9 protein-coding genes are annotated in these 11,870 nt (G+C 58.6%); 3 read left to right on the top strand and 6 right to left on the bottom strand.

The genetic code is table 11. The annotated features are described in order from the left end of the window. Positions 1-8 precede the first annotated feature (8 nt). A complete protein-coding gene (locus tag H598_RS0108990) occupies positions 9-2,141 on the top strand; it encodes a TonB-dependent siderophore receptor (protein WP_084144397.1) in 2,133 nt (710 codons plus the stop codon). A gap of 92 nt (positions 2,142-2,233) precedes the next feature. Here H598_RS0108990 and H598_RS0108995 read toward each other — a convergent pair whose 3' ends face one another. After that, a complete protein-coding gene (locus H598_RS0108995; protein ID WP_028112727.1) occupies positions 2,234-2,740 on the bottom strand; it encodes a hypothetical protein in 507 nt (168 codons plus the stop codon). A gap of 197 nt (positions 2,741-2,937) precedes the next feature. Here H598_RS0108995 and H598_RS0109000 point away from each other — a divergent pair, with 197 nt between their 5' ends. Beyond that, the gene (locus H598_RS0109000; protein ID WP_028112728.1) at positions 2,938-3,306 is read left to right on the top strand and encodes a hypothetical protein; all 369 of its coding nucleotides are present in this window, start codon (positions 2,938-2,940) and stop codon (positions 3,304-3,306) included. On the opposite strand, the gene yfaE is transcribed toward H598_RS0109000, so the two are convergent. From yfaE to ubiG, 5 genes are all read right to left on the bottom strand, one after another. After that, a complete protein-coding gene (yfaE, locus tag H598_RS0109005; protein WP_035415752.1) occupies positions 3,293-3,547 on the bottom strand; it encodes a class I ribonucleotide reductase maintenance protein YfaE in 255 nt (84 codons plus the stop codon). The two genes, H598_RS0109000 and yfaE, sit on opposite strands and share 14 nt — an antisense overlap. Before the next feature lie 12 nt (positions 3,548-3,559). Beyond that, complete coding sequence (nrdB, locus tag H598_RS0109010) at positions 3,560-4,696, bottom strand: class Ia ribonucleoside-diphosphate reductase subunit beta (protein WP_028112730.1); 1,137 nt, start codon at positions 4,694-4,696, stop codon at positions 3,560-3,562. A gap of 49 nt (positions 4,697-4,745) precedes the next feature. Continuing rightward, the gene (gene nrdA, locus H598_RS0109015; protein WP_028112731.1) at positions 4,746-7,022 is read right to left on the bottom strand and encodes a class 1a ribonucleoside-diphosphate reductase subunit alpha; all 2,277 of its coding nucleotides are present in this window, start codon (positions 7,020-7,022) and stop codon (positions 4,746-4,748) included. Between the two features lie 363 nt (positions 7,023-7,385). Beyond that, positions 7,386-8,066, bottom strand: a complete 681-nt coding sequence (locus H598_RS0109020) for an HAD family hydrolase (RefSeq protein ID WP_028112732.1) — start codon at positions 8,064-8,066, stop codon at positions 7,386-7,388. Then, positions 8,032-8,769 (bottom strand): bifunctional 2-polyprenyl-6-hydroxyphenol methylase/3-demethylubiquinol 3-O-methyltransferase UbiG, encoded by a 738-nt coding sequence (gene ubiG / locus H598_RS0109025; RefSeq protein WP_028112733.1) that lies wholly within the window; start codon positions 8,767-8,769, stop codon positions 8,032-8,034. Before ubiG ends, H598_RS0109020 begins: the two co-directional genes overlap by 35 nt. Before the next feature lie 357 nt (positions 8,770-9,126). On the opposite strand from ubiG, the gene gyrA reads away from it, so the two are divergent. Next, a complete protein-coding gene (gyrA, locus tag H598_RS0109030; protein WP_028112734.1) occupies positions 9,127-11,766 on the top strand; it encodes a DNA gyrase subunit A in 2,640 nt (879 codons plus the stop codon). Positions 11,767-11,870 lie beyond the last annotated feature (104 nt).

The following is an 11,870-nucleotide window of genomic DNA, read 5'->3' on the forward strand; positions in this document are numbered from 1 at the left end:
ATTAAAAAATGAATGGAAATCACCCAGGGCGCCGTGCGCTTGTCTGCGCGGCATTGTTGCCGGTGATTCACCAGGCGGGTTGGCCGACATCGGCCTGGGCCAGCCAGGAAGAGCAGGGACGTGAGATTGAGGTTATTGAGGTGCAGGGCGCAGCCTATCGCACCACCGGCACCAAATCCTCGTTGCGGCCGCTGGAGTCGCCGATGAGTTTTGAGGTGTACGACCGGGCGTTGCTGGACCGGCGCCAGGTGGACAGCGTCAATGAGGCGCTGCGCTATGTGCCAGGGGTTACGGCCGAGAACCGCAGCAGTGTCACCATCTTCGATCAGTACACCATTCGGGGCTTTGAGACCTACCGGAATTTCTACGACGGTTTGCCGCTTCAGTACAATGGCTTGTGGAACCTGGCGCCCCAGGTGGATGCCTTTGCCACAGAGAGCATTGAGATTTTGAAGGGACCGACCTCGGTGCTCTATGGCGCCGCGCCTCCGGGCGGGATGGTGAATCAGGTCGCGAAAAAGCCACAGGCCGACGCCATGACCGAGCTGCGAGGTCGGGTAGGCAGCAACGACCTCTATGAGCTGGCACTCGACTCCACCGGGGCGTTAACCGACGGCCTCAATGGTCGCCTCATCGCTTTGTACCGGGATCGGGACGGCCAGCAGGAAACCACCCGAGAGGAGCGTCGTTTCATTGCCCCCTCAATCGTCTGGGAGATGGGCCGTCACACCAGCATTGAGCTCAGCGCCTACTACCAGGATGATCCGTCAATGGTGCCCTCGACGCCGTTGCCTGCCTTGGGAACGGTGTATTCCGCCAGCTATGGCAAATTAGCCAGCGATGCCTATGCCGGTGACGCCAACTGGAATCGCTTCGACCGCCAGGTGTTGATGTTGGGCTATAAACTCAATCATCAGTTTTCCGATAGCCTGGAGTTTCTGCAGAACTTTCGCTACACCGATGCCGATGCGGGCCAGCGCAATATGTACAACTACGGTCTGGCAGACCAGCAGAACCTGATTCGCAGTGCCTATTTTACCGATGAGTCCATCGAGGGCTACGTGGTGGATAACCAGTTGGCGTGGTTGACCAGCCTGGGCAGCAGCGAGCATCGCTGGTTGCTGGGAGTGGAATACAGCAGCCTGGACTCCGATGTCGCCTATGGCGATACCCTGGGGCAGCAGACGCCGATGCTGGATCTGGCCAGTCCCGATTATCACTTGATTGATCCGGCCAGCTTGCCGGTGGACTTCTATCAGCAGGCCAATGTGATCGAGCAGACTCAGCTGGGGATTTACCTGCAGGACGAGGTTCGGTTCGATGCCTTGACCCTGGTTGTGGGGGCGCGCTGGGATCGCTATGAAAGCACCGACACCGCCGACAATAACTACGCTGGCACCGAGTACGGCAGTGTCACTGAGATCGATCAAGATGAGTTGAGTGCCCGGGCGGCGGCCATCTATACCTTTGACAGTGGTTGGGCGCCCTACCTCAGTTACTCGGAGTCATTTGAGCCGGTGTCCGGTGTGGACAGCAATACCGGCGCCGCGTTCAAGCCGACCACGGCCAGTCAGTGGGAGGTTGGTGTGAAGTATCACAATGCCGATCTGGCTTCGACCCTGACGGTGGCCGCCTTCGACATTCGAAAGAAGAATGTAGTGGTGAATACGCCGGATTTTGGCCAATACACGCAAAATGGTGAAGTGCAATCCCGAGGGGTGGAACTGGCGTTGTCTCAACGTCTGCTGGATAACCTGGAACTGACCTTGAATTACGGATACCTGGATGCGGAAGTGACCGACAACCCACTGGATCCGGCCATCGAGGGCACCACCCCGGTGTGGGTGGCGGATCAAACGGCGTCAGCCTGGTTGGATTACTACCCGCTGGAGGCGATGCAGGTGAGTGCCGGTGTCCGCTACGTCGGCGAAACTCAGCTGGATGCGGCCAACACCGATACGGTGCCTGCCTATACCCTCTGGGACATGGCCGCTTCCTATCAACTGGGTGAGCAGTGGAGTCTGAGCCTGTCGGCCAGCAACCTGTTTGATAAACGCTATGTGGGCGCGTGCTTTGATGGCAACAACTGCTGGATGGGCGCAGAGCGCAGCATTGAAGCGTCGGCGTCGTTCTGGTTCTGAGGCTATTGAAAAGCCCGGCACAGTGGCCGGGCTTGGATAATGCAGACGGGCGGGCTCCTCAGGGGGCCCGTTTTACGTGCGCCTGGGCGGGCTTACAGGGCCGCCAGTTCCCGCTGCTGCACCAGCTGCAAAAACTCACCCATCTCAATCTTATACAGCTCGGACAACTGGCCGATGAACTCCTGATGGCTCCAGTCGTGGCTGCGCTGATCCGCCACCGCGTCCATCAGCACCTGGGTGTTGTCGGCATGCAAGGCCACCTCGGTGGTCTCCAGCAGGGTACCGTTCTCGGCATCGAACACCTGCAGGGTCAGCGGCAACTGGCCGTCGTCATTCAGTGTCGGGGCAACGAAGTGTTCACCCAGTCCCTTGGCTTCAAAGGGGCAATCCATCACCAGGCCGTTGCCGAAGTCAAAGGAGAGCAGGATGGCGGGGACACGATAGACCACACCGGCCTTGATGCGGTGTTGGCCTTTGCCCAGTACCTGCTCCACCTCGGGGTGACTCGGTGCTGGAATGGCGATCATGATGCGGTTGATGTCACCGTTGAACAGCTCGGCGGAAGCGCCTTCGGGTGGAATCTTGTTTGGCTCGGTCATTATCGGTCTCGTTGCCCGGTTATCAATGCCGCAAGTGTACCAAAGCCTGAATCCGATAACAGGGAAAATGGTGGCCGGGCGGTGAAGGTTTCTGCTTCTGGATCAACGAATGTGTGATCCCGGCGAAGAAATAACCGCCTCGACGCCCATCTTGAGTGAGTGGACTATGCTTAGTGCTATTCGACGGAGGGCAGGTCATGCATCAACCTATGAAGTGGTTAAAGGTACTGGTGGTGATGGGGTCGGTCGGATGGCTTAGTGGCTGCAGTGAAGCCAATCAGGAGAGGGTAGACAGAGCCATGGACAACGCTCAGGCGGCGGCTCGGGTCATTCTGGACAGCACCATCGAGGTGGCGCAGGTTTTGTGGCTGGAAGCGCAGCACCTGGGAGAGGATTCGTTGCAGCAGAGCCAGGCGATGACCGGTGAAGCGCAGTTGGCTCTGGAGCGGTGGCGGCCGCCACAATCGCCGGTGGACAAATACGCCGAGCGGGAAGTGGCGATGGCCAAGGCCCGGCCGGCAACGCCGTTAACCGGGGAAGCCGAGCCTGACGCTAGCCAAGATTGAGCTCGAGATCCGTTTCCGGGGCACAGCAGCAGGGCAAAATCTCACCGGGTTTGAGGAAGGCCATGGGGGTGGTCAGGTAGCGGACGCTGCCGCTCACCAGGGTGGCCTTGCAGGCGCCGCAGTAGCCACTGCGGCACTCACTGTAGTGGCCGACGGATTCCAGGGCCTGAAGCAGGGTGGTGTGGTGACTGCCATGCTCCAGTTCCCGGCCGCCGTTGAGGCGGATTTTCCACAGTTTCAATCGTTGCAACCGTTACAGTTCGAACGAGGAGAACTCGTCCTGGTGGACTTCGTTCTTAATCTGGTTGGTTAGGTAGCTGCTGACCTCGACCTCTTGTGGCGCCACCTGAACGGCGTCACTCTCCAGCCACTTGCTCATCCACGGCAGCGGGTTGGAGCGCTTGTCAAAGATCGGGGCAAGCCCCAGAGCGCTCATGCGCTGGTTGGTGATGAATTCGACGTAATCTTCGATGATCTTCTTATTCAGGCCCAGCATCGAGCCGTCTTTAAACAGGTAGGAGGCCCAGTCTTTCTCCTGCTCGGCGGCACGGCGGAAGATCTCCACCGCTTCGCTGTGACACTCGATGGCGATTTCGGCCATCTCGTTGTCGTCCTGGTTGGTGGCCATCAGGTTGAGCATGTGTTGGGTGCCCACCAGGTGCAACTGTTCATCACGGGCGATAAAGCGAATGATCTTGGCATTGCCCTCCATCACTTCCCGCTCGGCAAAGGCAAAGGAGCAGGCGAAGCTGACGTAGAAGCGCACCGCTTCCAGGACGTTGATGGACATCAGGCACAGGTACAGCTTCTTCTTCAACTCGCGGCGACTGAGGGTGAACTGCTCGCTGCCCACCTGATGCTGGCCTTCGCCAAACTGCTGATAGCGCTGGGTGTAGTCGATCAGGGCATCGTAGTACTTGGAGATGTCGTTGGCGCGTTTCTGAATTTCGCTGTTGGCGACGATGTCGTCGAACACCACCCCGGGATCATTGACGATGTTGCGAATGATATGGGTGTAAGAGCGCGAGTGGATGGTCTCATAGAAAGACCAGGTCTCAATCCAGGTTTCCAACTCCGGCAGTGATACCAGCGGCAGCAGTGCCACATTGGGGCTGCGGCCCTGAATCGAGTCCAGCAGGGTCTGGTATTTCAGGTTCGACAGGAAGATGTGCTTTTCGTGTTCCGGCAGATCATTGAAGTCGATGCGATCCTGAGTGACGTCTACCTCTTCCGGGCGCCAGAAGAACGACAGCTGCTTTTCGATCAGTTCTTCGAAGATCGGGTGTTTCTGTTGGTCGTAGCGGGCCACGTTCACCGGGTTGCCGAGGAACATCGGCTCTTTCAGGGCGTTGTTGGCTTCCCGTGAAAATGTGCTGTATCTGTGGGTCATAATCTTGTCCTATCCGTGGCAGCGCCCCGCCTGAGCGGGGCCCTGGCGGTTAAATCTTACAGGCGCCACCGGCGCAATCGTCGTCGCTGTCCGCTTTGCTCTGGGCGTCGGACTGGCCGTCACGGGTGTTCTGGTAGTACAGCGTCTTCAAGCCGTACTTGTACGCCAGCATCAGATCCTTGAGCAGCATGCCCATGGGCATCTTATTGTCCTCATAGCGGGACGGATCGTAGTTGGTGTTGGCAGAGATGGCCTGGTCGACGAACTTCTGCATGATCCCCACCAGTTGCAGGTAACCGGTGTTGCTGGGAATGTCCCACAGCAGCTCGTAGTTGCTCTTGAGGGTGTCGATGCCCGGCACCACCTGCTTCATGATGCCATCTTTGGAGCCTTTGACACTCACCAGTCCCCGAGGGGGCTCGATGCCGTTGGTGGCATTGGAAATCTGCGAGCTGGTCTCCGACGGCATCAGCGCCGACAGGGTGGAGTTGCGCAGGCCGTGCTCAACGATGCTGGCGCGCAGGCCGTCCCAATCCAGATGCAGCGGCTCGTCGCAGATCTCATCGATGGCGTCTTTGTAGCTGTCGATGGGCAGGATTCCCTGAGAGTAGGTGGTCTCATTGAACCCCGGGCAAGCTCCTTGCTCGATGGCCAGCTCGTTGGAGGCCTTGAGCAGGTAGTACTGAATCGCTTCAAAGGTTTTGTGGGTCAGGTTGTTGCCGCTGCCATCGGAGTAGCGGGCGCCATTTTTGGCCAGGTAGTAGGCGTAGTTGATGACGCCAATCCCCAGGGTGCGGCGCTTCATGGAACCAAGCTCGGCCGCCGGTACCGGGTAGTCCTGATAGTCCAGCAGGCTGTCCAGTGCCCGCACCGCCAGGGACGCCAGCTCTTCGAGTTCGTCGAGGCTGTCGATGGCACCCAGGTTGAACGCCGACAGGGTGCACAGGGCAATCTCACCGTCGGTGTCGTTGAGGTGCTTGAGTGGCTTGGTGGGCAGGGCGATCTCCAGGCACAGGTTGGATTGCTTCACCGGGGCCACTTTCGGGTCGAACGGGCTGTGGGTGTTGCAGTGATCCACGTGCTGAATGTAGATGCGGCCGGTGGAGGCACGTTCCTGCATCAGCAGGCTGAACAGGGCCACCGCCTTGACGGTCTTACGGCGAATGCTGCTGTCGGCTTCGTACTGGCAGTACAGGCGCTCAAACTCTTGCTGGTCGGCAAAGAAGGCGTCGTACAGACCGGGCACGTCCGAAGGGGAAAACAGGCTGATGTCGCCACCATCCAGCAGGCGCTGATACAGGGTGCGGTTGATCTGAACCCCGTAATCCAGGTGACGGATGCGGTTGGCGTCGGTGCCGCGGTTGTTCTTCAGTACCAGCAGCTCTTCCGCTTCCAGGTGCCACAAGGGGTAGAACAGGGTCGCTGCACCGCCGCGCACGCCGCCTTGAGAGCAGGATTTGACCGCGGTCTGGAAATGCTTATAGAACGGCAGGCAGCCGGTGTGGAAGGCTTCGCCGCCGCGAATCGGGCTGCCCAGGGCGCGAATGTTGCCGCCGTTGATGCCGATGCCGGCCCGCTGGCTGACATAATTGACGATGGCCGCTGAGGTGGCGTTGATGGAGTCGAGGCTGTCGCCACACTCGATCAGCACACAGGAGCTGAACTGCCGGGTCGGGGTGCGCACACCGGACATGATCGGTGTGGGCAGCGAGATCTTGAACTTGGAGGTGGCGTCGTAGAACCGCTTGACGTAGTCCAGGCGGCTGGCCTTCGGGTAGTTGGCAAACAGACAGGCCGCCACCAGCATGTACAGGAACTGGGCGCTCTCGAACACTTCGCCGGTGACCCGGTTCTGCACCAGGTATTTGCCTTCCAGCTGCTTGACCGCCGCGTAGGAGAAGTCCATGTCGCGCCAGTGATCGAGGTGCTCGTTCAGCTCATTGAGTTCGTCGCGGCTGTAATCCTGAAGAATGTGCTGGTCGTAACGGCCCAGCTCCACCATCTTACTGACGTGGTCGTACAGGTGCGGCGGCTCGAATTGACCGTAGGCCTTCTTACGCAGGTGGAACACCGCCAGGCGCGCGGCCAGGTACTGGTAGTCCGGGGTCTCTTCACTGATGAGGTCTGCAGCGGCTTTGATGATGGTTTCGTGAATCGCTTCGGTCTCGATGCCATCGAAGAAGTGGATGTGACTGGCCAGCTCTACCTGAGAGACCGAGACGTTATCCAGATCCTGGGCTGCCCAATAGATCACCCGATGGATCTTATCGAGATCGAGGGGCTCCTTTTTGCCGCTGCGTTTGGTAATGAGCAGATTTTTATTCATCGTTGAGTATCGACGTGCGAACAACACAGTCGCAATGGACTGAAGGCACGTCTCATGTCCTTAATGTAAGTACTTGAGATGATAATCACCGGTCAGACCGGCGATCCCCGACGTTAGTGTTCTTTTTTATTATCGGACACTACATGTAGTAGCGCCAATGGGATGATCTACAAGATAAGCCGGTTTTGGGGAATGCGCAAGGCCCTCGAATGTGGGCAAATTGTGGGTAACTGTGTGAATAACCGCAGCCAGAAAAGGGCCAGCTTCGTGGAACCTGCACCAGCATTGCGCTGACAGAAAAGCAACCCCTTTTTCGACAAAAAAAAGGCACCGGAAAAAAATTTCCAGCGCCGGTTTGTGTGGCTATTTTTGAGCCAGATCACGGACCAGATCAAACAGATCGTCGGGTCGATCGCAACGATGGCTGGCGGGCCATTCGTGGGCTCGGTCTTCGGGACTGATGTAGCCCCACAGGGCGGCGACGCTGATCATGCCGGCGTGGTTGGCGGCCACCATATCCCGTTCGGCGTCGCCCACATACAGGATCTGCTCCGGGGCTACCCCCATCTCGTCCGCCGCCTTCAGCAGCGGCGCCGGATGCGGCTTGGATACCGGCAGGGTGTCACCGCCCACCAGGCTGACGCTGGCGGCCATGCTCGGCTGCTGTTGCAGCAACTGCCTGGCCAGGCCTTCCGGCTTGTTGGTGACAATGCCCCAGGGCAACTGCAACTGCGCCAGCAGACTCAGCATCCGTTCGATGCCGTCGTAGGGGCGAGTGTGCTCGCTGATGTTGTCGGCGTAGGCGGCCAGCAAGACTTCACGCAACGGCGTGATATCGGTGCGCTCGAAGGTGTCCTCTCCCAAGGCCGCCTTCAGCAACCCGCGGCTGCCATGGCTGGTGTACAGGTAGGCCTGTTCCCGGCTGAGGCCAGGGTAGCCAAACTGGGCCAGGGCCACATTGGCGGCCTGGCCAAGATCCAAAGCGGTATCCAGCAGGGTGCCGTCGAGATCAAAGAGTAGGGCTTTCACTTCCTTGGTTTTCATCTGGTTTCACCGCGTGAATCATGTAGTTGATGTCCATCCGGTTGGACAATTTAAAGGTTTCGGTCAGCGGGTTGTAGAGCACGCCGTCGGCGTGAGCGACCCGCAGTCCTGCCTGTTCGCACCAGCGGATCAGCTGTGACGGTCGCAGGAACTTTTTATAATCGTGGGTGCCCTTGGGCAGGACCTTAACGATGTGCTCGGCGCCAACGATGGTGGTCAGGTAAGCCAGTGGGGTCTTGTTGATGGTGGACAGGTACAGGTGGCCGCCGGGTTTGACCATGGCGGCACAGGCGCGAATCACCGACTCCGGATCAGGAACGTGTTCCAGCATCTCCATGCAGGTCACCACCTCGTAGTGACCGGCTTTATGCTCGGCATGGGCTTCGGCGGTGCATAACTGGTAGTTGATATCCAGTTCGCTTTCCAGCGCGTGCAGGCGCGCCACCTCTACCGGCTCCTCGCCCATGTCCAAACCGGTGGCCTGGGCACCGGCCTTGGCCATGGCCTCGGTCAGCAGACCGCCACCACAGCCCACATCCAGCACCTGCTTGCCGTACAAGCCGTCGGCGTGTCGCTCGATGTAACCGGCGCGCAGGGGGTTGAGTTGATGCAGGGGTTTGGAATGACCTTGCGGATCCCACCAGGTGGTCGCCAGTTTTTCAAATTTGCCGACTTCAACGGGATCAACGTTCGACTGCTGCATTCTCTGTCCTTTTTATCTTGCCTGCAGGGGTTCTGGTGAGATTGTGTGCCGAAGCACCTCGCTGCAACCACAGAACCGATTGAGTGGGTCCAGTATACGCCGACAGGGGTTGAAGAGAAAACCACTAAAGCGGCCGGAAAATGTCAAAACTACTGGTTAAAATTGCGTCATTCACTCATTGGAGACCGCCAGTTTGAGTGAAAAATGGCCACTTATAAGTCGTTGTTTATCAGGATAAGAAACGCCACTTTCCAATCGCTTTGACTGTGTTAAAATGTTCAATCACCGTTTTTACCGGCTTGGCCGGGGCGACTGGAACCGAGGTTTCAGGGCGCTATTTAGGGACAACATCTGTCTATGACTGATCTGGCTAACGAAATCACGCCGATTAATATCGAAGAGGAACTGAAAAGCTCCTACCTCGATTATGCCATGAGCGTGATCGTCGGGCGTGCCTTGCCCGACGTCCGGGATGGTCTTAAGCCTGTACACCGTCGCACCCTGTTTGCGATGAACGGTTTGAGCAACGACTGGAACAAACCCTATAAAAAATCCGCCCGTATCGTGGGCGACGTGATCGGTAAGTACCACCCTCATGGTGACAGTGCCGTGTACGACACCATCGTACGTATGGCGCAGCCGTTCTCGTTACGTTATACCCTGGTCGATGGTCAGGGTAACTTCGGTTCCGTCGATGGCGACTCCGCCGCGGCGATGCGTTATACCGAAATCCGCATGGCCAAAGTGGCCCATGAACTGCTGGCGGACCTGGATAAGGAAACCGTCGACTACGTGCCCAACTACGACGGCACCGAGCAGATTCCTGAAGTGATGCCGACCCGGGTGCCGAACCTGCTGGTTAACGGCTCCAGTGGTATTGCCGTGGGCATGGCCACCAACATTCCGCCTCACAACCTGACCGAAGTGATCAATGGCTGTCTGGCGTACATCGACAACAGCGATGTCACTTTCGAAGAGTTGCTGGAACTGATCCCCGGTCCGGATTTCCCCACCGGCGGCATCATTAACGGTCGTAAGGGCATCATCGATGCCTACAAGACCGGTCGCGGTAAGATCTACGTTCGTGCCAAGACCAATGTCGAGACCAGCAGCACCGGTAAAGAGTCCATCATCGTCGATGAACTGCCGTACCAGGTGAACAAAGCGCGGTTGATCGAGAAGATCGCCGAGCTGGTGAAAGATAAGAAGCTGGAAGGGATCAGCGGCCTGCGTGATGAGTCCGATAAAGACGGCATGCGGGTGGTGATCGAGCTGAAGCGCGGTGAAGTGCCGGAAGTGGTGCTGAACAACCTGTACGCTCAGACTCAGATGCAGACGGTGTTCGGCATCAACATGGTGGCACTGGGCAACAACCAGCCTAAGGTGTTTAACCTGAAAGAGACGCTGGAAGCCTTCGTGACCCACCGTCGCGAAGTGGTGACCCGTCGTACCGTGTTCGAGCTGCGCAAAGCGCGCGAACGGGCCCACATCCTCGAAGGTCTGGCCATCTCACTGGCCAACATCGATCCTGTCATCGAACTGATTCGTAACTCGCCGACGCCGGCAGAAGCTCGCGAAGCATTGCTGTCCCGCGGTTGGGATCTCGGTAACGTGGCGTCGATGCTGGAGAAGGCCGGCGATGACGCCGCCCGTCCGGATTGGCTGACCCCCGAGTTTGGTATTCGCGATGGCCAGTACTACCTGACCGAGCAGCAGGCGAGGGCGATTCTGGATCTGCGTCTGCAGAAGCTGACTGGCCTGGAGCACGAGAACATTCTCGATGAGTACCGCCAGCTGCTGGAAGAGATCGCCGAGCTGATGCTGATCCTGGCCAGCCCAGAGCGTCTGATGGAAGTGATTCGCGAAGAGCTGGAGGCGATCAAGGCCGAATACGGCGACGAGCGCCGCACCGAGATCTCCGCCGCCTCAGCCGACATCTCTCTGGAAGATCTGATCACCGAAGAAGACGTGGTGGTGACCCTGTCTCACGCCGGTTACGTTAAGTACCAGCCGCTGAGCGAGTACGAAGCCCAGCGCCGTGGCGGTAAGGGTAAAGCGGCGGCGAAGATGAAGGATGAAGACTTCATCGAGCGTCTGCTGGTGGCCAACACCCACGACACCATCTTGTGCTTCTCCAACGCCGGTAAGGTGTACTGGATGCGGGTGTTCCAGCTGCCGCTGGCCAGCCGCACCGCCCGTGGTAAGCCGATCGTTAACCTGCTGCCCCTGGATGACGGCGAAGTGATTCAGGCGATTCTGCCGGTGCGTGAATACGATCCGAGCAAATTCATCGCCTTCGCCACCGCCAAGGGCATCATCAAGAAGACCGCCCTGGACGCCTACAGCCGTCCGCTGTCTTCCGGTATTCGTGCCATCAACCTTAACGACGGCGATGAGCTGATTGGCGTGGACATCACCAACGGTGACGACGAGATCATGCTGTTCTCCGACGCCGGTAAGGTGGTGCGTTTCAATGAGACCAACGTGCGCTCTGTCGGTCGTAACTCCATCGGGGTTCGGGGCATTAGCCTGGATGACGTCGATCGGGTGGTGTCGATGATCGTGCCTCGTGGCGACGGTGCCATCCTGACCGTGACTCAGAACGGCTACGGTAAGCGTACCGACGAAGTCGAGTACCCGGTTAAGGGCCGCGCCACCAAGGGCGTGATCTCCATTAAGGTCAGTGAGCGCAACGGCCCGGTAGTGGGCGCGGTTCAGGTGACTGAAAACGACGAGATCATGCTGATCACCGACGGTGGCACCCTGGTGCGCACCCGGGTGCATGAGGTGTCTCAGGTTGGCCGCAACACCCAGGGCGTGACCATTATCCGTACCCAGGAGGGAGAGCAGGTAGTGGGTCTTCAGCGCATCGACGAGATCGAAGAAGACGAGTCTCTGGTCGACGACACCGCCGTCGAAGGCGAGGGCGCTGCCGACGCCGAAGTTCAGCCTCAGGCTGACGCCGGTGATGCGGCCGAGGACCCCGGCGAAGAGTAACTTCCTGCTGGGGTTTTCGACCTGATAACGGACGCTTCGGCGTCCGTTTTTTTATGCCTGCGGCACCAAAAAGGTGGCGCTGTGGCTGGCGGTTATGGGGTTAT

The organism is Ferrimonas kyonanensis DSM 18153, assembly GCF_000425405.1.
Classification (GTDB): Bacteria; Pseudomonadota; Gammaproteobacteria; order Enterobacterales; family Shewanellaceae; genus Ferrimonas; species Ferrimonas kyonanensis.

Coding starts and splice junctions, on each gene's coding strand:
- H598_RS0108990 (WP_084144397.1), top strand. CDS start 9: ATGAATGGAAATCACCCAGGGCGCCGTGCGCTTGTCTGCGCGGCATTG.
- H598_RS0108995 (WP_028112727.1), bottom strand. CDS start 2,740: ATGACCGAGCCAAACAAGATTCCACCCGAAGGCGCTTCCGCCGAGCTG.
- H598_RS0109000 (WP_028112728.1), top strand. CDS start 2,938: ATGCATCAACCTATGAAGTGGTTAAAGGTACTGGTGGTGATGGGGTCG.
- nrdB (WP_028112730.1), bottom strand. CDS start 4,696: ATGACCCACAGATACAGCACATTTTCACGGGAAGCCAACAACGCCCTG.
- nrdA (WP_028112731.1), bottom strand. CDS start 7,022: ATGAATAAAAATCTGCTCATTACCAAACGCAGCGGCAAAAAGGAGCCC.
- H598_RS0109020 (WP_028112732.1), bottom strand. CDS start 8,066: ATGAAAACCAAGGAAGTGAAAGCCCTACTCTTTGATCTCGACGGCACC.
- ubiG (WP_028112733.1), bottom strand. CDS start 8,769: ATGCAGCAGTCGAACGTTGATCCCGTTGAAGTCGGCAAATTTGAAAAA.
- gyrA (WP_028112734.1), top strand. CDS start 9,127: ATGACTGATCTGGCTAACGAAATCACGCCGATTAATATCGAAGAGGAA.